Source organism: Streptomyces sp. TAA204 (assembly GCF_000424965.1).
In genome coordinates this window covers 53,718-78,154 of record NZ_AUKW01000019.1, presented here as the reverse complement: position 1 = coordinate 78,154, position 24,437 = coordinate 53,718, and the positions used below count along the sequence as shown (strand labels likewise).

Here is a 24,437-nt window from a genome sequence, read left to right as displayed (position 1 = left end):
ATGCGCGGTGCCGGAGAAGGGCGCGGGCGCCCGCCTCCCGACGGGAGCGCGGACGGCGGCGTGCGCGGCATCTGTCGGACAGTCATCACTCGTGATCCTAGAGCGGCCTGACGACGGCACACCACGCGGTTTGTCCGGAACCCTTTCCACCTCCGGGGCGTCGGTGTTCAGTGAGCCGGTGTCCCGTCACCGCGCCCACCGGGACGCCGCGTGCACCGTTCACCCGGCGGTGACACGTATCGTCCCGTCCGGTCCGCAACGTCCTGCTCCATCCGTCCGCGACCCAGGAGGCTCATCCATGGCGCACGAGGACCCGACCGACCCGATCACCCCTCCCGCCGGCCGCCGGCCGGGACGCCGCACGGTGCTGCGCCGCTCCCTGGCGGCCTCCGCCGCGCTCTCCCTGCCCGCTCTGTCCTGCGCTGCCCCCGCCCAGGCCCTGCGCGGACGCCCGCGAGCGAAGTGGGGCGTGCAGGCGGGTGACGTGACGACGTCGTCGGGGCTGGTGTGGGTGCGCGCGGACCGCCGGGCCCGGATGCTGGTGGAGACCTCGGCGACCGAGTCGTTCCGCGACGCGCGCCGCTGGCAGGGCCCGGTGGTCGGCCCGGACACCGACTTCACCGGGATGACGCCGGTGCGCGGGCTTCCCGCCGGCCGGCAGGTGCACTACCGCGTCACACTGACGGACCCCGACGACCCGCGGCGCAGCAGCGAGGCCGTGCACGGCACCTTCCGCACCGCCCCGGACAGCCGGCGCCAGGGGGTGCGCTTCCTGTGGTCGGGCGACCTGGCGGGGCAGGGCTGGGGCATCAACCCCGACCGGGGCGGCTTCCCCATCTTCGAGGACATGCGGCGCCTGGACGCGGACTTCTTCCTCAACAGCGGCGACACCATCTACGCGGACGGGCCCATCGAGGAGAAGGTCGAACTGCCGGACGGCGGCGTGTGGCGCAACATCACCACCGAGGAGAAGTCCAAGGTCGCCGAGACGCTGGAGGAGTTCCGCGGCAATTTCCGCTACAACCGGCTCGACGAGAACCTGCGCCGCTTCCAGGCGGAGGTGCCCACCATCGCGCAGTGGGACGACCACGAGGTCCTCAACAACTGGTACCCGGGCGAGATCCTGGACGACGAGCGCTACACGGTGAAGGACGTCGACACTCTCGCTGCCCGCTCGCTGCGGGCCTTCGGCGAGTACCACCCGCTGACGACGCTCCCGCCGAAGGACGAGGACGGACGCGTCTACCGGGTCGTCCACCACGGCCCGCTGCTGGACGTCTTCGTGCTCGACATGCGCACCCACCGCAACGCCAACTCCTCCGGCATGCAGGAGGACGACCGGCAGGGCATCCTCGGGGCGCGCCAGCTGGCGTGGCTCAAGCGGGAGTTGTCGCGCTCGCGGGCGGTGTGGAAGGTCATCGCCTCCGACATGCCGCTGGGTCTTCTCGTCCCGGACGGGGACAGCGCCGTCGAGGGCGTCGCCCAGGGCGATCCCGGGGCGCCGCTGGGCCGGGAGCTCCAGGTGGCCGAAGTGCTGCGGCACATCAAGCACCGGCGCGTCACCGGGACGGTGTGGTTCACCACGGACGTGCACTACACGTGCGCGCAGCACTACGAGCCCTCACGGGCGGCGTTCAAGGACTTCGAGCCGTTCTGGGAGTTCGTCTCCGGCCCGCTGAACGCCGGCGGTTTCCCCGCGCTGGAACTGGACGGCACTTTCGGGCCCCGGCAGTCGTTCATCAAGGCGCCGGCCGAGGCCAATGTCCCGCCGAGCCGGGGCGGTCAGTTCTTCGGCCAGGTCGACATCGACGGCGAAAGCGGCGAGATGACCGTGCGGTTGCGCGAGGAGGGCGGCGAGGTGCTCCACACCGAGGTGCTGCAGCCGGGCCGGGTGGGCCAGTGAGGCCATGCCGTCGGCACCGCTGAACTATCCGGGCGTGGGAGCGACGCAGCAGGACGCCGCCCACTGGCCCGCGGGCTTCCGCAGGCTGAGCGTGCGCACCCTGCTGGGCCGCGGCGCGGAAGACTTCGCGGCGGCTGCCGGTGCCGTCGCCGACTGGCGCCTGCACCGCGCCGCGGGCGTGCGCATCGAGACGGACGCGCAGCGGGCCACTCCCGGAGCGGATGTCGTGGTCGGGCTGGGCATCGGTGCCCTGCGGCTGCGCGCCCCGTGCCGGGTGGTGTGGGCCGTGGCCGGGAAGCGGCGCTCGGGGTGGGCGTACGGGACGCTGCCGGGGCACCCTGTGCGCGGCGAGGAGGCGTTCGTGGTCATCCGGGACGAACAGGACACGGTGTGGCTGGACGTCCTCGCCTTCAGCAGACCCGCCGGCCGGCCCGCGGCGGCGGCCGGGCCGCTGCTGCCCGTCTTCCAGCACTGGTACGCGCGCCGGTGCGGGCGGGCCCTGCGGCGGCTCGTACTCGATGCGCGAAGTGATGGAGGAGGAAGGAGACATGGGCACGCAGGACGAGGACAAACAGGGCGCTAAGCAGCCAGAAGCATCCTTAACCCGCCGGTCACAGAGCGTTTTTGATCAGGCAATGGCAGTGGGTGAGAGTGATCGCATGACTGACATGTCACAGAACGAGCGGGCTTCACACTCGGGCTTTCTGCGCCTGATCAAGGGCGGTGTGCACGGCGGCTGGAGCCGAATCCAGCGGCGTCTGGCACCCGGCCCGCCCACGGAGCAAACGGACGCGGGGGCCGACGTGCCGCCGGTGGCCGGGGCGACGTCGCTGTGGCTGATGCGCACCACGGTGCGGGAGGAACCGGGGGCTCTCGCCGAGCTGTGCACGGCGCTGGCGCGGGAGCGGATCGACATCGTCTCGCTGCAGACCCTTCCCCTCGGCCTGAGGCCCGGGGAGGGTACGGCTGCGGGCACGCAGGACGGGCGGGTGTCCCCGGCCGCTGCTCCCGGCGGGGCCGGTCCACTGCCCGATGAACCCGCTTCCGCCGAGGCGACCGTGGACGAGTTCGTGCTGCGCGCACCGCACGAACTGGAGGCCGCCGACCTGGCGGAGCTGGTCGGCGGCGCCGGCGGGCACGACACCTGGATCGAGCGCGCCGACGAGCACGCCCTGGTCGACATCCCCACCCGCGTCCTGCGGCTGGCGACCCGCACCGCACTCGACACCGCCGAGCTGCCGCTCGCACTGCGCCAGCTGCTGGGCCGTTGCACCATCCGCTCGGTTCCGCCCGTCTCCCCCTCCGGCCGTGCGGCGGCACCGGAGTTCCAGGACGTCCCTCCCGAGGGGATGTGGGAGGAGACCGTGCTGCGGCTGCCGGACCCGGCAGGGGGCGTCCTGGTCGTCGAGCGTCCCCATCTGCCCTTCACCCCGTCCGAGTTCGCCCGCGCCCGTGCGCTGGTGGATCTGGACAGGCACCTGGGCGCGGGGTCGCGGGTGCCTCGCTCCCCCGCCACTCTCGCGCTGCCCGAGGGGCCCTCGATCACCGTCCGGCGGGCCGACACCAGGGACACTCAGGCCGCGCTGCGGATGCACGAGCGCTGCTCCCCCCGGACGCTGGCGCAGCGCTACCACGGACCCGTCGCCGACGCCGACCGCTACCTCGGCCACCTTCTCTCCCCCCGCTTCGGGCGGAGCCTCGCCGTGGAGACGGCCTCGCAGAAGCTGGTGGCGCTGGGCCACCTGCTCTGGGACGGCGACGAGACGGAGGTGGCGCTCCTCGTCGAGGACGCGTGGCAGCACCGCGGCATCGGCGGCGAACTCCTGCGCCGTCTGGCCCGCTCGGCCCACGACGCGGGCGCCCGCAGCATCTACGCCGTCACGCAGGCCTCGAACTCCACCATGGTCGCGGCGATGCGCTCTCTCTCGATGCCGCTGGACTACCAGGTCGAGGAGGGCACGCTGGTCATCACCGCGCAGCTGACGTCAGCGGGCGCTCCGGCTCCGAGCGGGTTCCCCGCTCCCGCCGACCGACGCTGAGCGCGAGTGCCGCGTCCAGGTCCTCCCACAGGTCCCCGGCGTCCTCCAGGCCGACCGACATGCGCAGCAGCTTTGCGCTGATGCCGCCGCTGCGCCGGTCGTCCTCGGGGACGATCCGGTGGCTGATCGACGCCGGATGCTGGATGAGGGTGTCGACGCTGCCGAGACTGACCGCCGGGGTGATCAGCCGCACCCCGCCGGTCACCGCGTGCGGGTCGCCCTCCACCTCGAAGGCGACCATGGCGCCGCCCAGCCGCGGGTAGTGGACCCGGCTGACGCGCTCGTCGGCCGCCAGGCGGCGGGCGAGTTCCGCCGCGGTCGCCGACTGCGCCCGCACCCGTACGGGCAGCGTCGACAGCCCGCGCAGCAGCAGATAGCCCGCGAGGGGATGCAGCACTCCGCCGGTCGCGAAGCGCACCTGCCGCAGGCTGCGCGCGAACTCCTCGTCGCAGGCGACGACTCCGCCCAGGACGTCACCGTGCCCGCCCAGGTACTTGGTGGCGCTGTGCAGCACGAGGCGTGCGCCCAGCCCGGCGGGCCGCTGGAGCACCGGTGTGGCGAAGGTGTTGTCCACGAGAAGCGGCACCGATCCGCACGCCCGGGCGAGAGCGGCCAGGTCGACTTCGGCCAGGGTGGGGTTGGCGGGGCTCTCGACCATGACGAGTCCGGTCTCCGGGCGGATCGCCTCGGCGACTCCGGCGGGATCGGTCCAGGTGACCTCGGTGCCCAGCAGCCCGCTCTGGAACAGGTGGTCGCTGCACCCGTAGAGGGGGCGTACGGCGACGATGTGACGCAGGCCGGCCGAGGCGCGTACGAGCACCGTCGCTGTCAGCGCGGCCATTCCGCTGGCGAAGGCCACCGCCGCCTGGGTGCCTTCGAGACGGGCGAGGGCGTCCTCGAAGCGTGCGACGGTCGGGTTGTCCAGACGCGCGTAGACGGGCGGGCCCTCCACGCGGGCGCCCGTGGCGGCGAATTCGTCGATCCGGGCGGCCTCGGCACGGGTGTCGCGTGCGGGATAGGTCGTGGACAGGTCCAGCGGCGCGGCGTGCAGTCCGAGGGCGGTCAGATCGTCCCGTCCGGCGTGCACGGCCTCGGTCGCCAGGGACCGGGCAGCACCCCGCGCCGGGGAGGGCCCCTGCTGCGCTGTCTGCGTGTTCTCCATGCCCCGAAGTCTGAACAACCACCGGGCTGACGGGGCAACCTGCCGTGCTACGTTCGCCGCATGAGCGAATCCGTCGCGCTTGATCCGGTGGATCTGGAGATCCTGCGACTGCTCCAGAACGACGCCCGGATGACGTACCGCGATCTTTCGGCCGCCGTCGGTGTCGCACCCTCCACGTGTCTGGACCGGGTCGCGCGTCTGCGCCGCAGCGGCGTGATCCTCGGACAGGAACTGCGGCTGGACGCGGCCAGGCTGGGCCGTCCGCTGGAGGCGCTGCTGTCGGTGCAGGTACGGCCGCACCGGCGGGAGCTGGTCGGTCCGTTCGTGGAACGCGTCCGCGCGCTGCCCGAGTCACGCGCCGTCTTCCATCTGGCCGGCCCTGAGGACTACTTGGTGCACGTCGCCGTCACAGGCACCGCCGACCTCCAGCGGCTGGTGCTGGACGAGTTCACCTCACGCAGGGAGGTCGCGCGGGTCGAGACGCGGCTGATCTTCCAGCGCTGGGAGTGCGGACCGCTGATGCCGCCCTGTGGATGACGCCGGGCCCCCGCGCATACCAGGATGTACGCATGTCCGATGCGATGAACCCAACCCCCCTGCCGCGACAGGTCGCCGACGCCTACGTCGACGACCTCGTCCAACTCGACCCCATCACCGGCACGTACCTCGGCGTGCCCGAGAGCCACAGCCGCCTGCCCGACTTCTCCCCCTCGGGGCAGGAAGCCCTCGCCGAACTGAGCCGTACGACACTGCGGCAGCTCGCGGAGGCCGAGCAGCGTCCCGGCGCCGACAGCGACGCGGAGAGGCGCTGCGCACGGCTGCTGCGCGAGCGGCTCACCGCGGAACTGGCCGTGCACGAGGCGGAGGAGGGTCTGCGCGCGGTCAGCAACCTGCACTCCCCCGTGCACTCGGTCCGCGGTGTCTTCACCGTCATGCCCTCCGAGACGCTGGAGGACTGGACGGCGGTGGCGCAGCGCCTGCGCGCCGTGCCCGACGCGCTGGAAGGCTACCGTGCGTCGCTGGAGGCCGGTCTGGCCAAGGGCCTGCACGCCGGGCCGCGCCAGGTCGGTACCGTCCTCGGGCAGCTGACCGAGTGGATCGGCGAGGGCGAGGACGGCGACGGGAAGGGCTGGTTCGCGGCGTTCGCCGCCGAAGGCCCGCAGGCACTGCGCGAGGTGCTCGACGGGGACGCGGCGAGCGCCACCGCTGCCGTGGCGTCGCTGCGCGACTGGCTGCGCGAGGTGTACGCGCCGGCCGTGGAGGGCGCAGCGGAGATCGTCGGCCGTGACCGGTACGCGCTGTGGTCGCGCTTCTGGAACGGCACCGACCTCGACCTCGACGAGGCGTACGCCTACGGCTGGTCCGAATTCCACCGCCTGCTTGCCGAGATGCGCACCGAGGCGGAGAAGGTCCTCCCCGGCGCCTCGACGCCCTGGGAGGCGCTGCGCCGTCTCGACACGGAGGGTGAGGCGATCGAGGGCGTCGAGGAGGTGCGCGACTGGCTCCAGGGGCTGATGGACGAGGCCATCGAGAAGCTGGACGGCACGCACTTCGAACTGGCCGAGCCGGTCAAGCGGGTCGAGTCGCGCATCGCTCCCGCGGGCAGTGCGGCTGCGCCGTACTACACGCAGCCCTCGCTGGACTTCTCCCGTCCCGGCCGCACCTGGCTGCCGACGATGGGCGAGACCCGCTTCCCGGTCTACGACCTCGTCTCGACCTGGTACCACGAGGGCGTGCCGGGACACCACCTGCAGCTCGCGCAGTGGGTGCACTGTGCGAGCGAACTCTCCCGCTACCAGACGACGGTCGGCATGGTCAGCGCCAACGCAGAGGGCTGGGCGCTGTATGCCGAGCGGCTCATGGACGAGCTGGGCTTCCTGGTCAACGCCGAGCAGCGGCTGGGGTATCTGGACGCGCAGATGATGCGCGCGGCGCGGGTCATCGTGGACATCGGCATGCATCTGGAGCTGCAGATCCCCGACGACTCGCCCTTCCACCCCGGAGAGCGGTGGACGCCGCAGCTGGCGCAGGAGTTCTTCGGCATGCACAGCGGACGTCCGGCGGAGTTCGTGGAGAGCGAACTCGTGCGCTACCTGGGCATGCCCGGGCAGGCCATCGGATACAAGCTGGGCGAACGAGCCTGGCTGACCGGGCGGGAGGCGGCGCGCACGGCTCGCGGTGACGCGTTCGACCCCAAGCAGTGGCACATGGCGGCGCTGTCGCTGGGGTCGCTGGGACTGGACGACCTCGTGGCGGAGCTCTCGGCGCTCTGACGGGAGGCAGGCCGCGGGCCGAGGGGCCGGCATCCGATGATGCCGGCCCCTCGGCCCGCGCCGTGCGTCACCCCGCGGCCGGGGCCGAGCGGTGACGCAGCGTCGAGCCGTGCCGCGACTTGAGGACCTCCAACTGGGCGGGGATGCGCTGCCGCAGGTCCGCGACGTGGCTCACGATGCCCACGCAGCGGTCCCGCTCCCGCAGGGAGTCCAGGACATCGAGGATCTCGTCCAGCGTCTGTTCGTCCAGACTTCCGAAGCCCTCGTCGATGAAGAGCGTCTCCAGCCGTGTGCCGCCCGCCTCGTCCGTGACGACGTCGGCCAGGCCCAGTGCCAGGGCCAGGGAGGCGGAGAAGGTCTCGCCTCCGGAGAGGGTCGCGGTGTCGCGCTCGGCTCCCGTCCAGGCGTCCACGACATGCAGGCCCAGGCCCGAACGTCCGCGTCCGCCGGCGCGTTCGTCGGAGTGGACGAGCGTGTAGCGGCCCGCGGACATCCTGGCGAGCCGGGCGCCGGCCGCCGCCGCGACCTGCTCCAGCCGGGCCGCGAGCACGTAGGACTCCAGGCGCATCCGCCGTTCGTTCTCCGCGGAGGTGCCAGCGGCCAGCCCCGCCAGCCGCGCCAGCCGTTCGTAGCCCTCGCGCAGCGGTGCGAGGCCGCGAGCGTCGGCGACGGCCCGCGCGGTGAGCCGGTCCAGCTCCTCGCAGCGCGTGCGAGCGGTCTCCTGGGCCGCGGAGGTCTCCCGCAGCACCCGGGTGGCCTCCTCGGTCGCGCGCCGGGCGGCTTCCGGGTCGGCGGGCGGGAGGGCCGCCGCGGCCTTCAGCTCCGGGTCCTCCAGCGCGGCGGAGACCGCCGCGCTCTGTGCGCGCCACTCCTCCAACCGTTCCCGCAGGGCGCGTTGCTCGCCGTCGTCGAGTACGGCCGCTGCCGCGGCCTCGGCGCTGCCGAAGCCGGCGCGGGCGGCGGCAGCGGCGAGCTGGGTCCCGGCCTCCTCGGCCCGCTGGCCGGCGGCGTGGGCACGGCGGGCACTCTCGGCTGCCTCGGACAGCGCAGCGGCACGGCGCTGAAGCCTCGTGGCACGCTCCGTCACGCTGGAGCACTCCCCGCGTGCCTGCCTCAGCTCCTCGTCGAGGGAGGTCTGTTCACGCTGGAGTGCCTCGCGGTGGGAGGTGCGGGCCGCTGCCCGGCGCTCGGCGGCCTGCTGTTGCGCGACACGCTCGGCGTGCTCCCGCTCGGCCCGGCCGAGGGCCTCGCGGGCGGCGTGCGCGTCCGACGCCTCCGCGTGGGCCGCGGCGTGAGCCTCTTCGCACTCGGCGACGGCTGCGGCAAGCGCGTCCGTCTCCTCGTCCCGGGACTCGGCGCGGGCCGCGGCCAGTTCCTCCCGCACCCCGCGTGCGGCACTGCCGGCCTCCTCACGGTCCGCGTCGGCCGCGCGGTACGCGGCGAGAGCCGCGTCCTCGGCGGACTGGTCGACCTGACCCGCGGACGTACGGGCCGGGTCGGGGTGCTCGGTGGCTCCGCAGACCCCGCAGGGCTCGCCTTCGCGCAGGTCGGCGGCGAGTTCGGCGGCGATGCCGCGCAGCCGCCGGTCCTTGAGGGCGAGCCACTCCTCCTGCGCGGCACCTGCCGCTTCGCGGGCGTGCAGGAGCGCGGCTTCGGCCTCCTCGGCCCGGCGGGCGAGTTCGTCGCGGCGGCGCGCGGCAGCCAGGCGCTGCCGGGCCGGTTCCAGCCGTCCCGCCAGTTGTTCGGCACGGGTCGCGGCCTCCTGCGCGGCGTCCAGACGGCTCTGGTGCGCGGGGCGGGCCCTCTCCCACCCGGCCAGCCACTCGCCGGCGTCGCGCAGGACCTCCTCGTCCCTGCGCGACTCGCGCTCCAGCGTGTCCAGTTCGGTGCCGATGGCGACGCGGCGCTGCTCCGCACGGCGGGCGGCCTCCAGTGAGCCCAGCTCCTCGCGTGCCTCGCCCGCCAGCCGCGCGAGGCGGTCCGCGGACGTCCCGCGAAGCTGCTCCGGGAGCCGGCCCCGGCTGCTGCCCTCGGCTGCTGCCGCCTCCTCCTGCGCGGCGGCGGCCGACTCGTGCAGGGCGACGGCAGGGGCGACTCCCGCGGCGGCCTGCGCACGTTCCAGCCGTTCCCGGGCCCGCTCTCGCTCACCGGAGAGGGCCGCCAGTTCGCTCGCGCGCTCCTCGGCGTCGGCGAACCGGCGCTGCCGCCCGGCGGTTTCGCGTACCCGGTCGAGCCGCGCCGTGCAGGTGGTGTGCCGTTCCTCTGCCGCGCGGACGGCGAGCTGGGCGATGTCCAGGCGTTCGCGGGCGCTCGTACGGGCCAGAGCCGCCCACTCCAGCACGGCGGCGGCCAGCCCTGGATCGCCGGGGGCCGGGCCCTCCTCGTCGCCGCTGCCGCCCCCCTGCGGGCGCGGCTTTCGGCGTGCGGTGCCCGCGCGCTGGTCCGGGAGCGCCCCGCGGGCGTCCGGCGGGAGGGCGTCACCGCCGTGCCCCGCGGCGCCGGGAAGCGGCAGGTCCTCCAGTCCGTCGCCGCCCGTGCCGAGAGCCTGCCTCATCCGGTGCAGGAGGCGCAGCAGCGCTTCGTCACCGGAACGCACCTCGTCCTGGGCGCTTCTGCGCATGCGGGCCAACTGCTCCTCGGCGCCGGCGAAGCGGCCGGTGTCGAAGAGCCTGCCGAGCAGCTTGGCCCGGTCCTCGGCGCCGGCGCGCAGGAAGCGCGCGAAGTCCCCCTGGGGCAGCAGCGCCACCTGGCAGAACTGGTCGCGGTTCATGCCGGTGAGCTGGGCGATCTCCTCGCCGATCTCCTGGTGCGACCGGCTCAGCGCCCGCCACTCACCCGTCCGGGCGTCGAACTCCTTCAGCCAGGACTGGGCTCTCTCCCGTGTGGTGCCGCTGCCGCGCAGCTTGGGGCGGCTCTGCTCCGGCCGCCGGGTGATCTCCAGCCGGCGGCCGCCGACGGTGAGGTCCAGTCCGACCTCGGTGAGCGTGCCGGGCGCCGCGTGGTCGCTGCGCAGCGTGCCCCCCGGCTGCTGACGGGCTCCGGGGACACCGCCGTAGAGGGCGAAGCAGACGGCGTCCAGCACGGAGGTCTTGCCCGCGCCGGTCGGCCCGTGCAGCAGGAAGAGGCCGGCGGCGGAGAGTTCGTCGAAGTCGACGTGCGCCGTGGAGGCGAACGGCCCGAAGGCGGTCAGAGTCAGCCGGTGCAGCCTCATCCGGCGGCCTCCGCGGCCGTGGCCCGGCCGGAGTCCCCGCGCTCCGGCGTGGTCCGGGAGTGCTCCTGCTGCCCGCCGGTCTCCTCCCGGGCCTCCTGGAGGCGGGCCGCCTCCAGGGCCTCGCCCAGGATGTGACGCTCCCTTCCGTCGGGGGCCCGGCCGGTGCGGACGTGGCCCACGAAGTCCTCGGCGATCTGCTGGTCCGTCCGGCCGCGCAGCCGGCTCGCGTACGAGGCGTGGTCGTCGCCCTCCTCACGCTCGGGTGCGAAGACGAGGCTGACGATGTGGGGGAACCGTGAGGCGAGCGTGGCCATCGCACCGTGCGGGCGGGCGGCGTCGGTGAGGGTGGCCTCGACCCACGCCTCCTCGTGCCGGGCGTGTACTGGTTCCTCCATCAGCTCTTCCAGTGTGCCGCGCAGCCGGGCCAGCGGCCTGGGCACGGGGCAGTCCACGCGCCGCGCGGCCAGCTCCCCCCGAGCGCCGAGGTCGATGAGCCACATGGATTTGCGGTGTGCCGCCTCGGAGAAGGAGTAGGCCAGCGGCGAACCCGAGTAGCGCACGCGCTCGGTGATGGTCTGGCAGCCGTGCAGATGACCGAGCGCCGCGTAGTCCGCGCCGTCGAAGACCGAGGCCGGGACGGAGGAGACGCCGCCGACGGTGATGTCCCGTTCGCTCTCGGAGCTCTCACCCCCGTGCACGAAGGCGTGCGCGAGCACGACGGAGCGGGTGCCGCGGCCGCGGGCCGCCAGATCGCCCCGTACCCGCTCCATCGCGGCCCGCAGCACAGCGGTGTGGCCGCCCTCCTCGGCGCCCAGCGCCGTGCGCACGAGCGTGGGCTCCAGGTAGGGCAGCCCGTAGCAGGCGACGTCGCCGTGCTCGTCGGAGAGGAGCACCGGCGTGCCGCAGCCCTGGGGGTCGGTGCGCAGATGGATGCCCGCCTGCCGCATCAGCCCGGAGCCGACGCCCAGGCGCCGTGCGGAGTCGTGGTTCCCGGAGATCATGACGGTGGGCACACCGAGCTGTGCGAGCCGGTGCAGGGCCGTGTCGAACAGTTCCACGGCGGCCAGCGGTGGCACCGCCCGGTCGTAGACGTCCCCGGCGACGAGCACGGCGTCCACGCTCTCCTCCTCGACGGTGGCGAGGAGGCGGTCGAGAAAGTCGCGCTGGGCATCGAGGAGGCTGACGCGGTGAAAGCTGCGCCCAAGATGCCAGTCCGACGTGTGCAGCAATCTCACAGCTGTGCTCCCACCCGCACGTGTACTCCCCCGGCCTGACTCGGCTTCGGATCGATCACCCATGGTCTACCAGCCGGCACTGACAACGCGCGCCGGAGGCCGGTGCCGGCGGCGGATGCACACAGCGCCGCGGTACGCGCACACGGCCGGGCGCTCAATCCCCCGCGCTCCGGCAGCGGTTGATCCGGGGCCGGAACTGACCGGGTGTCACCGGGGAGACGGGGGCGCTCCGGAGCGGCGGTCGCTCACTGCCCGGCGGGGCGCAGCCTGAGACCCTGCATTCCGCCGTCGACGGCGAGCGCCGTTCCGGTCGTCGCGCCGGACATCGGACCCGCCAGGTAGCACACGGCCGCCGCCACCTCCTCCGCCGAGACGAGCCGGCCGTTGGGCTGCCGCGCCTCCAGTGCGGCACGTTCAGCGGCCGGGTCGGGTGCGGCCTCCAGCAGCCGCGCGATCCACGGGGTGTCCACGGTGCCGGGGTTGACGCAGTTGACGCGGATGCCCTCGCGGACGTGGTCGGCGGCCATCGCCCTGGTCAGGGCGAGGACGGCTCCCTTGCTTGCCGAGTACAGGGCACGCCGGGGCAGTCCCGCCGTGGCGGCCACCGAGCAGGTGGAGACGATCGCGGCACCGTCGGGGTGTGCCGCGGCGCCACGGCGCAGCAGCGGCAGGGCGGCGGCGCTGACGCGGGCCGTGCCGGTGACGTTGACGTCCAGGACGCGGCGCCACTCCTCGTCGTCGTTGTCCTCCACGGTGCCCTGGGCCCCGATGCCGGCGTTGTTGACCAGCACGTCGAGGCGGGAGAAGCGTTCCCCGAGTGCGGCGAGGGCCCGGGTGACGGAGGCGCGGTCGGTCACGTCGCAGGTCTCGCCGTACAGCCCCTCGGGGAGCGCGTCGGCACGCAGGTCCAGGACGCACACCCGCGCCCCGCGGCGGGCCAGTTCGCGGGCGACGGCGAGCCCGATGCCGGAGGCGCCTCCCGTGACCGCGGCGGTACGTCCGCTGAACTCGCTTCCGGTGGGTGCCTCTTGCTCCGCCATTCCTGCTCCGCCGTCCTTCGTGTGCGTGCTCGCGCCGTCCCGGCGGCCCGGCGCCTTCCCTTACCCGCCGCGCCGCCCCCGGTGCCGGGCCGTCCGTGCCCGCCGCCGCGTGCGGTGAGCTGAGGAAAGCGTAGGGGGTGGGCCGGTGAGGCGGACGAACGCCGTGCGGTCCGACCGCCGTTCAGCCGCCCGCGTCCGGAGGGCCGCCGACCGTTCTGCCCGGCACCAGGTCGCTGGGGCGTCCGCGCCGGTAGAGCAGCACGGTGATGACCAGTCCGGTGGCGAAGAACCCCGCGGCCCAGCGGTAGGCGGTGGCGTAACTGTGCACCGCTGCCTGCGCGACGAGGTCCGGCGTGCGCCGGTGCCCGTGCACGTAACCCTCCGCGGCAGCCGCGGCGACGGTGTTGAACAGCGCGGTCCCCACGGAACCGCCCACCTGCTGCATCGTGTTGACGGTCGCCGAGGCGACACCCTGGTCCCCGCGGGCCACGCCCAGGGTGGCAAGACTGATCGCGGACGGCATGACCAGGCCCAGTCCCACGCCCATGATCAGCAGCGGCGGCAGCACATGAGCCACGTACCCGCTGTCCACGCCGAGGGCGGTGAGCCACATCAGTCCCGCGGCTGCGAGCCCCATTCCCGTGGGCACCACCGGCTTCGGGCCCAGACGCGGGATGAGGATGTTGGTGGAAAGCTGCGCGGTCACCATCAGCGCGCCCACCATCGGCAGGAAGGCCAGCCCCGTGGTGACGGGCGTGTAGCCGAGCGTGCGCTGAAGGTAGTACGTCAGGAAGAGGAAGACGCCGAACATGCCCGCCCCGGCGATGAACACGCTGATGAAGGACGCGGCACGGTTGCGGTCCCGCACCACGCGCAGCGGCAGGAGCGGATGGGCTGTGCGCAGCTCCCGCAGGACGAAGCAGGTCAGCAGCACGCCGCTCAGGGCCAGCGACACCCAGCACCGCCAGTCGCCCCAGCTGTCCGTGTCGGCCGCGGAGAAGCCGTGCACGAGGCAGAACAGTCCGCCCGCGACCAGGGCCGTGCCCGGCAGGTCCAGCCGGGGACGCTCGGTCGGCCTGTGCGCGGGCAGGAAGGCGAAACCGGCGACGACCGCGAGGACGGCGATGACCACGTTGACGTAGAGCGTCCAGCGCCAGTCCAGGTACTCGGTGAGCACACCGCCGAGCAGCAGCCCGATGGCGCCTCCCGAGCCCGCGAGGGCGCCGAAGACCCCGAACGCCCGTGAACGCTCGCGCGGTTCGGTGAAGGTGGTCGTCAGCAGGGACAGCGCGGCGGGGGCGAGCAGCGCGCCGAACATGCCCTGCAGGGCGCGTGCGCTCACCAGGGCCGTGAAGCTGCCGGCCGCTCCGCCCAGCCCGGAGGCGACGCCGAAGCCGATGAGCCCCGTCACGAACGTCCTGCGGCGGCCGAGGAGGTCGGCCAGGCGCCCGCCGAGCAGCAGCAGGCTGCCGAAGGCCAGCGAGTAGGCGGTGATGACCCACTGGCGGCCGGCGTTGGAGAAGCCGAGGTCGCGCTGCGCCGAGGGCAGGGCGATGTTCACGATCGTCGCGTCGAGGACCACCATGAGCTGCGCGAGTCCGATGACGGCCAGCGCCAGCCAGCGGTGGGGGGTGGCCTGGCTGGGGGGCATCGCACGGACCTCCGGCTCCACGGCGGTACGGCGCCGCCGCCCCGGGACGCGGGAGGGGAGCCGGGGCGCGCACATATCGTAATTGTTCGTGTCCGTTACGGTATGTCCGGCGGTCGCGGGGCGCAAAAGGTGACCGCGGGGCTGGTCTCAGGGGCTGCCGTAGGTCTCCTCGCCGAGCACGAGGTCGGCCGTGCCGGCGGTGCTGTCGGCGAGCCATCGGCGGAATTCCTCCACCTGTGCACCGGGCACTCCCACCTCGATCGTCACCCGGTCCCCGTAGGTCACACCGCGCACGGCACGGCCGCTGCTGCGCAGGTCGTTCTCCAGCCTTCCCGCGCGTATGTGGTCCGTGGTGACGGTGACGGTGCGGCAGCGCTGCCGCACCCGGGTGCCCACGGCGTCCAGGGCCTCGCCGACCGCGCCGCCGTAGGCCCGTATCAGCCCGCCCGCGCCCAGCTTGGTGCCGCCGAAGTACCGGGTGACGACGGCGACGGCGAAGCGGATCTCCCGGCGGGCGAGCATCTGGAGCATCGGCGCCCCGGCCGTGCCGCCCGGTTCGCCGTCGTCGCTCGCCTTCTGCACGGCGCCGTCGGCACCGATGACGTACGCCCAGCAGTGGTGACTGGCTCCCGGGTGCGCGGCGCGGACCCGCGCGACGAACGCCCGCGCCTCCTCCTCGGTGGCCGCGGGCGCAAGGGCGCACAGGAAGCGCGAGCGGCTGACCTCCGTCTCGTGCACAACCTCACCGGCGACGGTCACGTACTGCTCCTGCATACGGGCCACCCTACGCAGCACCGGCAGACCGACCGCGCCCGGCGGGAATGGGCAGGTGGGTCCGCCCCGTTGCACGGGGCATGTACGCAGACGAGAAGACGGTGCGGGAGATTCTCACCCGGTCCGGCGACACATGGGCCGTGGTCGGGCTGTCGGGCAACACCGGGCGCGCGGCGTACGGCGTCGCCGCCGTCCTCAAGCGCTTCGGCAAACGCGTGGTGCCGGTGCATCCCAAGGCCGAGACGGTGCACGGCGAGCAGGGTTACGCGAGCCTCGCGGACATCCCCTTCCCCGTGGACGTGGTCGACGTCTTCGTCAACTCCGACCTGGCCGGAGCGGTCGCGGACGAGGCCGTGGAGATCGGCGCGAAGGCGGTCTGGTTCCAGCTGGGCGTGATCGACGAGAGCGCGTACGAGCGCACACGCGAGGCCGGACTCCGGATGGTCATGGACCGCTGCCCCGCGATCGAGATCCCGAAGCTGGGCTGAGCCTGTGCGAGGCGAGAGCGTGGCGCGGAGCGGGAACGCAGTTCGCAGGGCGCGCCCGGAGGACGCCGCCGAACTCGTGCGGCTGCGCCGCCTGATGTTCGCAGCGATGCACGGCGGCGACGAGCCGGGGCCGTGGGAGCGGGACGCGGAGGCGGCGGCCCGCCGCATGCTGGCCGGTGAACCCCGCGCGGGAGAGCCGCGGCTGGGCGCGTTCGTGGTGGACGGGGTCGCGGACGGACGGGGCCCGCACCCGCTCGCGGCCTGCGCGTTGGGCACCGTGGAGGAGCGGCTGCCCGCGCCGCGGCATCCCGCCGGACGCTTCGGGTTCGTCTTCGGCGTCTGCACCGACGCGCGGCACCGTGGGCGCGGCCTGGCGCGGGCGACGACCGAGGCACTGCTGGAGTGGTTCGCCGGGCAGGGCGTGACGCGTGTCGACCTGCACGCGACCGCCGAGGCCGAACCCCTCTACCGCGCCCTGGGGTTCGGCGAGCACTCTCTCGCGCTCTCCCTCGACCTCTCCCGTCGCGGCTGACCCGGCAGGCCGGCGGGCAGGGGCGAGGCCGCGCTCCCCGGAAGGACGCCGCAGCCCCGGGCAGCCGGCCGCGCAGAGCCGTCAGATCCCCAGGCCCTCCAGCACGACCGCGCCCGGCAGGCCGGCCAGCGCCTTCCCGGGCACGATGAGCTTGCCGCGGCGGCGCCCGCTGCCGATGAGCGTCCACGGCAGGTCCGTGACAGCGGCGTCCACCAGGACGGGCCAGCCCTCCGGGAGCCCGATCGGGGTGATGCCGCCGTACTCCATGCCCGTCTCCGCGACCGCGGTGTCCATGGGCGCGAACGACGCCTTGCGCGCCTGGAGCTGACGGCGCACCGCCCCGTTGACGTCGACGCGGGTACGGGAGAGCACCACGCAGGCGGCCAGGGCCCGTTCACCGCCGCGCTTCGCGGCGATCACGACGCAGTTCGCGGACGTCTCGGCCAGATCGGCGCCGTAGGTCTCGACGAAGACGGCCGTGTCGGCCTTCTCCGGATCGGTGTCGACGTAGAGGAGCTGCTCGGCCGGTACGGGGCCCGTCCACGCCCGTACGGCGTCGGCGGCGGGCCCGGTGAAGGACGCGGCCCCCGCGGCGGGAGCGGCCGAGCCGAAGTTTCCGACGGGTGCGTGCATGCGGCGCAGAATAGCGCCCTCCCCCGCCGCGGCCGGCGGCTTCAGCGGGGCGCGGGCACGGAGACGGCCATGGTCATCTCGACGGGGTCGCCGTCGTCGTTGCGGAAGCCGTGCGGCACGCTCGACTCGAAGGAGGCGGAGGTTCCGGCGGGAACGCGGTGATCGCCTCCCCCGACACTCAGGGTGAGTACGCCCGCGGTGACATGCAGCAGTTCGGTGGTTCCGGCCGGATGGGGGTCGGAGTGGCTGCCCTCACCCGGCATCAGCCGCCACGACCACAGCTCCAGCGGGCCCGGCGCCTCGGCGCCCGCCAGCAGGGTGCTGTGGCTGCCGGCGTCCGTGGACCACAGCCGTACGGCCTGGTCCGCCCCCACCAGCCGCACCTGCGGCTCCTGGTCGAAGTCGAGCAGTGTGGTGATGCTCAGGCCCAGGGCGTCGGCCACCTTCACCACGGTCCCCACGCTGGGGTTGGTGCGGGCCTGCTCGATCTGGATGAGCATCCCCCGGCTGACTCCCGCCCGGGCAGCCAGGGCGTCGAGGGTGAAGCCTCTCTCCTGGCGCCGGTGCTTGAGGTTGCGGGCGAGGGACTGCGTGAGGTGGTCGAGGTCCGTCACGTGGCGTCCGTTCAATATTTTGGTCGACAGAGTTCAGTTCGCTAAACTACGGTGAGCTGGACTTCCGTGTTCACGTCACTGTACTGCGAGGTGTCTCCATGACCGCTGCCCTGGCCCTGGTCACCAGCCTGATGTGGGGCCTGGCCGACTTCGGGGGCGGGCTGCTGACCCGCCGCATGCCTGCGCTGACGGTCGTCGTCGTGTCCCAGACACTGGCGGGAGCGGTGCTCGGCGCCGTCGTGATCGCCACCGGCGGCTGGAGCGCATGGGGCGGACACCTGTGGTTCGCGGCGGCCGCGGGGATCGTGGGCCCTGTCGCCATGCTGACCTTCTACAAGGCACTCTCCCAGGGGCCGATGGGCGTGGTCTCGCCGCTGGCCTCGCTCGCCGTGGTGGTACCGGTGGGTGCCGGGCTGGCGCTGGGAGACAGGCCCGGGTGGCTGCAGGCGGCCGGCATCACCGTCGCCGTCGCGGGTGTCGTACTGGCGGGCGGGCCCGAACTGCGCGGTGCACCGGTGCAACGGCAGACCATCGCCCTCACCCTCGTCTCCGCCCTGGGCTTCGGCACGGTGATGGCCCTGATCGAGCACGCCTCCACCGGCACCATGGCAGGGCTCTTCCTCGCGCTGTTCGTGCAGCGCGTGTGCAACATCGCGGTCGGCGGGGCGGCGCTGTACGTACAGGTGCGCCGGGGCGTCCCGGCGCTGCCCGGGCAGGCCGGCGTCCTGCGTGCCCTCCTCCCGGCGCTTCCCGCGCTGGCCTTCGTCGGCCTGGCGGACGTCGCCGCGAACGGCACCTACATGGCCGCGACCCGGTACGGGCCGGTGACCACCGCGGCCGTCCTCGCCTCCCTCTACCCGGTCGTCACCGCGCTCGCGGCGCGCGGCGTACTGAGGGAGAAGCTGCGGGCGGTGCAGGCGGCCGGCGCGGGGCTGGCGCTGTGCGGCACGGTGCTGCTGGCCACGGCCTGACGCGCACCGCCCGCACCACCTCGCACCGCTCGGCCTACTCCCCCTCCGCCGCGGCCAGTTCGGCCACCGCCAGCAGCTCCTCGGAGGTGATCCCTTCGGGCACCGGCACGGGCGGCGGCGTACGCAGCGGCGGCTGCCAGCCCCGCTCGCCGTCCCAGCGGCGCACGATCCGCGCGGGGGCGCCGGCGACCACGGCGTGGTCGGGCACCTCTCCCCGTACGACGGCACCCGCCGCGACCACCGCGTTCCGGCCCAGGCGGGCGCCGGGCAGGATCACCGCCCCGGCTCCCAGCCAGCTTCCGCCGCCGATCTCCACCCCGGCGCTGCGCGGCCACTGCTTGCCGACGGGTTCGTCCGGGTCGTCGTAGGAGTGGTTGGTGGAGGTGATGTAGACGTACGGGCCGCAGTAGACGTCGTCGCCCAGGCTGACCGCTCCGCGCCCGTCGGCGACGATGTGGCTGCCGCGGCCCAGGACGACGCCGTTGCCCAGCGTGAGGACGGGGTCGGGACGGCCCAGGTCGAGGCCCGGCAGCATTCCCGCGGTCAGCGTGACCTCCTGGCCTATCAGGCAGTCCTCCCCCAGCGCGATCCAGCGCGTGCCGAAGACCGTCCCCTGCGGAAAGGCCAGCCGGGTCCCGGTGCCGATGCGGTGGAAGGTGTACGGGCCGGGGCGGCCCGCAGTGACCGCACCGGCCTGCTGCACGCGGCGCCAGACAGCGTGCAGCGCGCGGGAGGCCAGGGCCGCGGAAGCGTTCCGTATGGAGGGCACGCCGTCACCGTAGCGGGACGGGGGAGGGCGGGAGCGGGACATACCCCTGTGATCTTCACCCCACGCATCGCATACGGTTCGAGGAGAGGCCGGTGGAGATCCGGCCGGGAAGAGAGCGGAGACGATGGCGCAGCAGCGAGCGGTGATCGCGGGTGTGGGGGACAGGAAGCCCGTGATCGACGAGGGGGCGTACACGGCACCGACCTCCGTGGTGGTCGGTGAGGTGACCATGGGCGCCGCCTCCAGCGCCTGGTACGGGGCGGTGCTGCGCGCGGACTGCGACACCATCACGGTCGGGGCGGGCTCCAACATCCAGGACAACTGCACGGTGCACGCCGACCCCGGCTTCCCCGCTCACGTGGGTGAGGGCGTCTCGGTGGGGCACAACGCCGTCCTGCACGGCTGCACGGTCGAGGACGACGTGCTGGTCGGCATGAGCGCGACGGTGCTCAACGGCGCCCGTATCGGCGCGGGTTCCCTCATCGCCGCGCACGCGCTCGTACCGCAGGGCATGCAGGTACCGCCGGGATCGCTGGTCGCCGGGGTGCCCGCGAAGATCAAGCGGGAGCTGACGGAAGAGGAGCGCGAGGGAATCAAGGCGAACGCCGCGATGTACCAGCACCTCGCCCGTACGCACCGCGAGGAGTTGGCGCCGGTGTCCTGAGGGGTGGCGCGTCGGGCCGGGACCGCGGTGCCGCCGTGCGGTGTCCGGGCGCTCGCCGAGTCGCGCCCGGTCGCGCCTAAAGGCTGTCCAGTAACGGCCGGTCACGGCTGAGATGATCTTGATGTGGCTGGCGTGATCACGGCGTCGGTGCCATCCTGGATACGCCCATTCTCCGGGCTGAGCCCGCGCGGCTTCGGCAAGTTGGTGACCGCTGTACGTCGCAAGACCGCGAGCGGAGTTCGACGAGGGCGACCGTGGGGGCTGCCGCTCGAAGATCGCATACTGCTGGTCATTGCGTACTGGCGCACGAACTTGACGCTGCGCCAGCCAGCTCCGCTGTTCGGCATCTCCAAGTCCGCAGCCGACCGGGTCATCGACCACCTCGGGCCGCTGCTCGCGCTCCAGCCACGCAAGCGGTTTCGCAAGGACACTGTGCTCATCGTGGACGGCACCCTGGTGCCACCCGTGACCGCTCGGTGGCCGAGCAGTCGAAGAACTATCGCTACTCCACTGCCCATCAGGTCATTATCGACGCCGACAGCCGCCTGGTCGTTGTAGTCGGCCGGCCCCTGCCGAGCAACCGCCACGACTCCAAAGGCTGGGAAGAATCCGGAGCCAAGGCCGCCATCGGTGACACCACCACCATCGCCGATGGCGGCTATCAGGGGACCGGCCTGGTCCCGCATCGCCGACAGGCTGGCCAGGGTGAACTCCCGGCCTGGAAAGAGCAACACAACCGCTCGCACAAACGCGTTCGTGCACGCGTGGAGCACGCCTTCGCACGCATGAAGACCTGGAAGATCCTCCGCGACTGCCGCCTCAAAGGCGACGGCGTCCACCACGCCATGCGCGGCATCGCCCGCCTGCACAACCTCGCCCTCACGGAGTGAGCGAACAGTTGCCCTCAAGGGGAACCGCCCGTGGCCGAGAAGGCGAAGCCGCAGGCCAGCAGGCATGCCGCTGCGACAGTGGCCCCGAATTTTGCGTCGAACCTTGGTCAGGCTCCGAATACGATGGAGAAAGTATCTGTGGCCTATACCGACGGGCGACGGAGAACCAGATGATCAAGGAGGTGGCGTGATCACTATGAAGCATGCCGCTGCTGGTGCTGCCTGACGGGGGACGACGCCGACGGCAGTGAGACTGGACGACACCTACCGGCGGCACGTGGAACCCCCGCGTGACAGTGGCCGGGACAAATACACAAACCTGGTCGTGGTCCGGATCCAGGGCTGCACGCGCACTCTGGTGAAGCTGGAGCCGGAAGTAATCGCCCGCTCAGAGCGGCGGTGAACTGCGTCACTCCCCAGTCAAGCCTGCGACCCCTGCTCCGGCAGCGGGAGAGCGAACGGAACCCTGCGCCTCCGAGTTGAAGATCCCCTTCGACTCGCTGAGGAGCAGCACCATCAGCAGAACAACCGAAAACACCGGCTTCACCTGCGGAAGCTGCGGCAAGACGGTCGCAGCACTGGTCAACGGAAGCTACCGCAACCACTGCCCCCACTGCCTGCACTCGCTGCACGTAGACATCTCGCCCGGAGACCGCGCCAACGACTGCCGCGCGCTCATGCGCCCGGTAGCCGTCGAGCACCACTCCGCCAAGGGCTACATGATCGTCCACCGATGCACCGGCTGCGGCACCCGCCGTCGCAACCGCATGGCCAACGACCCGCACCAAGGCGACGACCTTGGCACCGTCCTCGCCCTCATGCGCGTCAGCCATCAAGAAGCCGGACACACCAACCGGCGCCGGACACACGCCTGATGCCCCTGCGGCTCCCGCCCACAACGGCGGGAGCCGCTTGCGCCCACTGCAGTTCAGCCCGTTCTCCCAGCGATTGCGGGACAACCCTTAGTCGGCCCGCTCGGCTGCCGGGGCGGTCTCCCGTCCGTCCCCGGCGGTCGCCGTGCCCCCGCTGCTTCCGTTGCCGCCGCTGCCCTCCCCGTGACCGCCCGCCGCAACCGGTGACTGCCCGGAGGCCGCTCCCGCCGGGGGCCGGGCGCCGTCCGTGCTTCCGGTTCCGGACTCGGCCACGGGGGCCTCGGTCCAGGCAGCCTCCGCCTTCCTCGCGCGGCGCCGGATGATGACCATGGAGCAGAGTCCGCAGAGCACGGCGATCACCAGGCCCAGCCAGGAGAAGCGCTTGAGCCATGCCTCGGCGACGATGCCCACGTAGTAGATGACTGCCGTGGTGCCGCCGGCCCACAGGATGCCGCCCAGCACGTTGGCCGTCAGGAACTTCCAGTACGGCATCCTCAGCACGCCCGACAGCGGCCCGGCGAAGATGCGCAGCAGCGCCACGAAGCGGCCGAAGAAGACCGCCCACATCCCCCAGCGTTCGAAGGACCGCTCGGCGGCGGCGACCTGGCGCGGCCCGAAGTGCCGCGGGAATCTGCGCCCGAGCCAGGCCAGCAGCGGCTGGCCGCCTCTGCGTCCGATCGCGTAGCCGATGGAGTCCCCGACGATGGCGCCCGTGGTGGCGCAGGCACCCAGAACCACGGGGTCGATCTCGCCGTGCTGGGAGGCGAGCAGGGAGGCGCTGACGAGGACGATCTCACCGGGAAGCGGGATGCCCAGGCTCTCCAGCCCGATGATCACCCCCACCAGGACGTAGACACTCACGGCCGGCACGTTCTCGAGCCACTCCTGGACGTGCAACTGCGCTTCCTGCGGCCGGTGGTGGACGCGGGAGCGGTCGGCCGGCCGTCCACCCGCGCGTGCGCCCCGGACTGCGCGGGCGCACGTCCGCGCAGCCTACTCGATACGTGCACAAGGCAGGCTTCGCCGCAGCGTGCCGACCGTCGGCGGCTGTTCGCGTTCGCGGCGCCGGTCAGCCGTTCGGGCGGAGGGTCCACACGATCGTCATCTCGCCCGTGACGCCGCCGTCCTCACGGGTGATGGCCACCTGTACGGGGAACTCGGGCCGTTCACCGGCGTCCAGTTCGGCCACGACCTCCGCGGCGGGCCGTCCGAGTTCGGCGGTCGCGGTCACACGCCCCATGGCCAGCTTCCGGTAGCCGATCTCCGCGCGTACGGCCAGTGGCACAGCGCGCTGCAGGTGGTCCCCGAAGGCGGCCAGGACGACGGCGCCGCTGGCGGACTCGGCGAGGGTGAACATCGCCCCGGCGTGCGGGCCTCCCACATGGTTGTGGAAGGGGCCCTGGTCGGGCAGCGCGACGACCGCGCGCTCGGCGCTGGTCTCGGTGAACTCCAGGTTGAGCGTGCGGACCATCGGGACGGTGGCCGCCATCATCTCGCCTATGTGCGGGAGGGGTTGTGAGGTCATACAGCGAGGTTACCATCGAGTAACCAAGCGTCCGGAACCCCTCCCTTGTACCGGCTCGGTACCGAAGCGAGGGCGGCCGTGGCCGGGCGGGAAGGGTCCGCATACAGTTCTCGCCATGTGGCCAGGACAGCAGCCGCCCGGGGGCGAGCAGAACCCGCAGCAGCCGAATCCGTACCAGCAGCCGGATTCCCAGCAGCCGAACCCGTACCAGCAGCCGGGTTCTCAGCAGCCGAACCCGTACCAGCAGCCCGGGTACGGACAACAGCAGCACGGGCAGGGGCACAACCCCTACCAGCAGCCGGGATACGGGACCCAGCCCGGGTACGGGCAGCAGCAGGGCCAGCAGTGGGGACAGCCCAGCATGCCGGGAGGACCGGCCGGGCCTCCCGGCGGCGGGAAGAAGCCCAGGACAGCTCTGGTCGCCGTCATCTCGGCACTCGCCGTCATCGCCGCCGCCGTGATCACCACTGTGCTGGTCGTCAACGACGACGAGGGGAAGAAGACGGCGGGCCCGGACACCGAGCAGTCCCCCGGCGGCACACCCTCCCCCAGCGGGAGCGAGGAGAAGAAGCCGGGCGGCGGCACCGCCTCCAAGGACCCCTCCGAACCCCTGGTGCCCGGCTGGCAGACCGTCATCAACCCCAAGCACCACTCCGCCTTCGACGTGCCCGAGAAGGACTGGAACCTGGCCAGCCAGGGCACCATCACCGGCTTCGAGGACAAGAAGGGCAAACCACTGGTGGCCATGTCCGCACCCGCCTTCTACAAGGAGAAGTGGTGCCAGGACAGCAACCGTGCCGCCGTGGGCACCAAGGGCGCGCAGGGCTCCAGGAACACCGAGGAGGCGGCGGAGATCGCCGCCTCCAACTTCGTGCTCGCCGGCTACGACCAGGAGCAGAAGGGCACCCTGAAGGAGTCCGGCGCCAAGCCCTTCAAGAACGAGCAGGGCATCAAGGGCCACATCGCGACCGCGAGCGTCACCGGCGCCCCCAAGGAGGACAAGTGCTCCGCCGACGGCAAAGTGGTCGCCGTCTCCTGGCTGAACGTCGATGACGATCTGTCGATCTGGGTCTTCCTGACCGACGCGGGAGTCAAGGACGAGGTACCGGCCGCCACCATCAAGAAGATGGCCGCCAGCCTGCGTTCGTACGGTGAGCCGGGCAACGACGACAATCCGCGGGGCTGAAGGGG

At 72.8% G+C, this 24,437-nt stretch carries 21 protein-coding genes and 2 pseudogenes; 12 read left to right on the top strand and 11 right to left on the bottom strand.

Annotated features, from left to right (window positions below; genetic code table 11):
* Nucleotides 1–298: 298 nt before the first annotated feature.
* From H343_RS0120650 to H343_RS31830, 3 genes are all read left to right on the top strand, one after another.
* Nucleotides 299–1,903 carry an alkaline phosphatase D family protein gene (locus tag H343_RS0120650; protein WP_051265629.1) on the top strand — a complete coding sequence of 535 codons (1,605 nt, stop codon included), beginning with the start codon at nt 299–301 and terminating at the stop codon, nt 1,901–1,903.
* 4 nt (nt 1,904–1,907) lie between these two features.
* The gene (locus H343_RS31835) at nt 1,908–2,486 is read left to right on the top strand and encodes a DUF1990 domain-containing protein (protein ID WP_078505953.1); all 579 of its coding nucleotides are present in this window, start codon (nt 1,908–1,910) and stop codon (nt 2,484–2,486) included.
* 256 nt (nt 2,487–2,742) lie between these two features.
* The gene (locus H343_RS31830) at nt 2,743–3,942 is read left to right on the top strand and encodes a GNAT family N-acetyltransferase (protein WP_486586988.1); all 1,200 of its coding nucleotides are present in this window, start codon (nt 2,743–2,745) and stop codon (nt 3,940–3,942) included.
* Here the strand turns inward: H343_RS31830 and H343_RS31825 are convergent.
* On the bottom strand, nt 3,872–5,104 hold the full coding sequence (locus tag H343_RS31825; protein WP_037904493.1) for a PLP-dependent transferase: 1,233 nt from the start codon (nt 5,102–5,104) through the stop codon (nt 3,872–3,874). The two genes, H343_RS31830 and H343_RS31825, sit on opposite strands and share 71 nt — an antisense overlap.
* A gap of 60 nt (nt 5,105–5,164) precedes the next feature.
* On the opposite strand from H343_RS31825, the gene H343_RS0120630 reads away from it, so the two are divergent.
* Complete coding sequence (locus tag H343_RS0120630; protein ID WP_028432698.1) at nt 5,165–5,641, top strand: Lrp/AsnC family transcriptional regulator; 477 nt, start codon at nt 5,165–5,167, stop codon at nt 5,639–5,641.
* Between the two features lie 32 nt (nt 5,642–5,673).
* Nucleotides 5,674–7,377, top strand: coding sequence for a DUF885 domain-containing protein (locus H343_RS0120625; protein ID WP_028432697.1), 1,704 nt, complete (start codon nt 5,674–5,676; stop codon nt 7,375–7,377).
* A 67-nt stretch (nt 7,378–7,444) separates the two neighbouring features.
* Here the strand turns inward: H343_RS0120625 and H343_RS0120620 are convergent, their stop codons facing one another.
* The 5 genes from H343_RS0120620 to H343_RS0120600 all read right to left on the bottom strand — a co-directional run bounded on the left by H343_RS0120620 (nt 7,445) and on the right by H343_RS0120600 (nt 15,288).
* Nucleotides 7,445–10,588: an AAA family ATPase gene (locus tag H343_RS0120620; protein WP_028432696.1), complete on the bottom strand. Its 3,144-nt coding sequence runs from the start codon at nt 10,586–10,588 to the stop codon at nt 7,445–7,447.
* Complete coding sequence (locus tag H343_RS31820) at nt 10,585–11,823, bottom strand: exonuclease SbcCD subunit D (protein WP_078505952.1); 1,239 nt, start codon at nt 11,821–11,823, stop codon at nt 10,585–10,587. The genes H343_RS0120620 and H343_RS31820 overlap by 4 nt, the downstream gene beginning before the upstream one ends.
* Before the next feature lie 245 nt (nt 11,824–12,068).
* Nucleotides 12,069–12,863, bottom strand: a complete 795-nt coding sequence (locus tag H343_RS0120610) for an SDR family oxidoreductase (RefSeq protein ID WP_028432695.1) — start codon at nt 12,861–12,863, stop codon at nt 12,069–12,071.
* Between the two features lie 181 nt (nt 12,864–13,044).
* A complete protein-coding gene (locus H343_RS0120605) occupies nt 13,045–14,514 on the bottom strand; it encodes an MFS transporter (RefSeq protein ID WP_051265652.1) in 1,470 nt (489 codons plus the stop codon).
* Between the two features lie 147 nt (nt 14,515–14,661).
* Nucleotides 14,662–15,288 carry a YigZ family protein gene (locus H343_RS0120600; protein WP_028432693.1) on the bottom strand — a complete coding sequence of 209 codons (627 nt, stop codon included), beginning with the start codon at nt 15,286–15,288 and terminating at the stop codon, nt 14,662–14,664.
* An 80-nt stretch (nt 15,289–15,368) separates the two neighbouring features.
* Between H343_RS0120600 and H343_RS0120595 the strand changes: the two genes are divergently transcribed.
* Both H343_RS0120595 and H343_RS0120590 read left to right on the top strand, forming a co-directional pair.
* Nucleotides 15,369–15,776, top strand: a complete 408-nt coding sequence (locus H343_RS0120595; RefSeq protein ID WP_028432692.1) for a CoA-binding protein — start codon at nt 15,369–15,371, stop codon at nt 15,774–15,776.
* Between the two features lie 94 nt (nt 15,777–15,870).
* A complete protein-coding gene (locus H343_RS0120590) occupies nt 15,871–16,308 on the top strand; it encodes a GNAT family N-acetyltransferase (protein WP_078505968.1) in 438 nt (145 codons plus the stop codon).
* 81 nt (nt 16,309–16,389) lie between these two features.
* On the opposite strand, the gene H343_RS0120585 is transcribed toward H343_RS0120590, so the two are convergent.
* Nucleotides 16,390–16,941 (bottom strand): YbaK/EbsC family protein, encoded by a 552-nt coding sequence (locus H343_RS0120585; RefSeq protein WP_028432690.1) that lies wholly within the window; start codon nt 16,939–16,941, stop codon nt 16,390–16,392.
* Nucleotides 16,942–16,982: 41 nt separating this feature from the next.
* A complete protein-coding gene (locus tag H343_RS0120580; protein WP_028432689.1) occupies nt 16,983–17,555 on the bottom strand; it encodes an XRE family transcriptional regulator in 573 nt (190 codons plus the stop codon).
* A gap of 98 nt (nt 17,556–17,653) precedes the next feature.
* Here H343_RS0120580 and H343_RS0120575 point away from each other — a divergent pair, with 98 nt between their 5' ends.
* Nucleotides 17,654–18,526 (top strand): DMT family transporter, encoded by an 873-nt coding sequence (locus H343_RS0120575; protein ID WP_028432688.1) that lies wholly within the window; start codon nt 17,654–17,656, stop codon nt 18,524–18,526.
* 34 nt (nt 18,527–18,560) lie between these two features.
* Here H343_RS0120575 and H343_RS31815 read toward each other — a convergent pair whose 3' ends face one another.
* The gene (locus tag H343_RS31815) at nt 18,561–19,337 is read right to left on the bottom strand and encodes an acyltransferase (protein ID WP_037904491.1); all 777 of its coding nucleotides are present in this window, start codon (nt 19,335–19,337) and stop codon (nt 18,561–18,563) included.
* Between the two features lie 82 nt (nt 19,338–19,419).
* Here H343_RS31815 and H343_RS0120565 point away from each other — a divergent pair, with 82 nt between their 5' ends.
* The 3 genes and pseudogenes from H343_RS0120565 (at nt 19,420) to H343_RS31805 (ending at nt 21,724) form a co-directional block, all read left to right on the top strand.
* The gene (locus tag H343_RS0120565) at nt 19,420–19,959 is read left to right on the top strand and encodes a gamma carbonic anhydrase family protein (RefSeq protein ID WP_028432687.1); all 540 of its coding nucleotides are present in this window, start codon (nt 19,420–19,422) and stop codon (nt 19,957–19,959) included.
* 123 nt (nt 19,960–20,082) lie between these two features.
* Nucleotides 20,083–20,849, top strand: a pseudogene (locus H343_RS31810) (transposase).
* Nucleotides 20,850–21,328: 479 nt separating this feature from the next.
* Nucleotides 21,329–21,724 (top strand): RNHCP domain-containing protein, encoded by a 396-nt coding sequence (locus H343_RS31805; RefSeq protein ID WP_199778967.1) that lies wholly within the window; start codon nt 21,329–21,331, stop codon nt 21,722–21,724.
* Between the two features lie 290 nt (nt 21,725–22,014).
* Here the strand turns inward: H343_RS31805 and H343_RS31800 are convergent.
* Both H343_RS31800 and H343_RS0120545 read right to left on the bottom strand, forming a co-directional pair.
* Nucleotides 22,015–22,618, bottom strand: a pseudogene (locus tag H343_RS31800) (DedA family protein); the annotation flags it as partial.
* Between the two features lie 172 nt (nt 22,619–22,790).
* Nucleotides 22,791–23,246: a DUF4442 domain-containing protein gene (locus H343_RS0120545; protein WP_028432686.1), complete on the bottom strand. Its 456-nt coding sequence runs from the start codon at nt 23,244–23,246 to the stop codon at nt 22,791–22,793.
* Nucleotides 23,247–23,361: 115 nt separating this feature from the next.
* Here H343_RS0120545 and H343_RS0120540 point away from each other — a divergent pair, with 115 nt between their 5' ends.
* Entirely contained in the window at nt 23,362–24,432 is a 1,071-nt protein-coding gene (locus H343_RS0120540; RefSeq protein ID WP_028432685.1) for a DUF8017 domain-containing protein, read from the top strand.
* Nucleotides 24,433–24,437: the final 5 nt, after the last annotated feature.

Bases quoted from the DNA above. Each gene is read 5' to 3' on its own strand.
- H343_RS31825 (WP_037904493.1), bottom strand. From the start codon at position 5,104: ATGGAGAACACGCAGACAGCGCAGCAGGGGCCCTCCCCGGCGCGGGGT.
- H343_RS31815 (WP_037904491.1), bottom strand. From the start codon at position 19,337: ATGTCCCGCTCCCGCCCTCCCCCGTCCCGCTACGGTGACGGCGTGCCC.
- H343_RS31830 (WP_486586988.1), top strand. From the start codon at position 2,743: ATGCGCACCACGGTGCGGGAGGAACCGGGGGCTCTCGCCGAGCTGTGC.
- H343_RS0120600 (WP_028432693.1), bottom strand. From the start codon at position 15,288: ATGCAGGAGCAGTACGTGACCGTCGCCGGTGAGGTTGTGCACGAGACG.
- H343_RS0120590 (WP_078505968.1), top strand. From the start codon at position 15,871: ATGTTCGCAGCGATGCACGGCGGCGACGAGCCGGGGCCGTGGGAGCGG.
- H343_RS0120565 (WP_028432687.1), top strand. From the start codon at position 19,420: ATGGCGCAGCAGCGAGCGGTGATCGCGGGTGTGGGGGACAGGAAGCCC.
- H343_RS0120620 (WP_028432696.1), bottom strand. From the start codon at position 10,588: ATGAGGCTGCACCGGCTGACTCTGACCGCCTTCGGGCCGTTCGCCTCC.
- H343_RS0120575 (WP_028432688.1), top strand. From the start codon at position 17,654: ATGACCGCTGCCCTGGCCCTGGTCACCAGCCTGATGTGGGGCCTGGCC.
- H343_RS0120595 (WP_028432692.1), top strand. From the start codon at position 15,369: ATGTACGCAGACGAGAAGACGGTGCGGGAGATTCTCACCCGGTCCGGC.
- H343_RS0120605 (WP_051265652.1), bottom strand. From the start codon at position 14,514: ATGCCCCCCAGCCAGGCCACCCCCCACCGCTGGCTGGCGCTGGCCGTC.
- H343_RS0120540 (WP_028432685.1), top strand. From the start codon at position 23,362: ATGTGGCCAGGACAGCAGCCGCCCGGGGGCGAGCAGAACCCGCAGCAG.
- H343_RS0120545 (WP_028432686.1), bottom strand. From the start codon at position 23,246: ATGACCTCACAACCCCTCCCGCACATAGGCGAGATGATGGCGGCCACC.
- H343_RS0120625 (WP_028432697.1), top strand. From the start codon at position 5,674: ATGTCCGATGCGATGAACCCAACCCCCCTGCCGCGACAGGTCGCCGAC.
- H343_RS0120585 (WP_028432690.1), bottom strand. From the start codon at position 16,941: ATGCACGCACCCGTCGGAAACTTCGGCTCGGCCGCTCCCGCCGCGGGG.
- H343_RS31835 (WP_078505953.1), top strand. From the start codon at position 1,908: ATGCCGTCGGCACCGCTGAACTATCCGGGCGTGGGAGCGACGCAGCAG.
- H343_RS0120650 (WP_051265629.1), top strand. From the start codon at position 299: ATGGCGCACGAGGACCCGACCGACCCGATCACCCCTCCCGCCGGCCGC.
- H343_RS0120630 (WP_028432698.1), top strand. From the start codon at position 5,165: ATGAGCGAATCCGTCGCGCTTGATCCGGTGGATCTGGAGATCCTGCGA.
- H343_RS0120610 (WP_028432695.1), bottom strand. From the start codon at position 12,863: ATGGCGGAGCAAGAGGCACCCACCGGAAGCGAGTTCAGCGGACGTACC.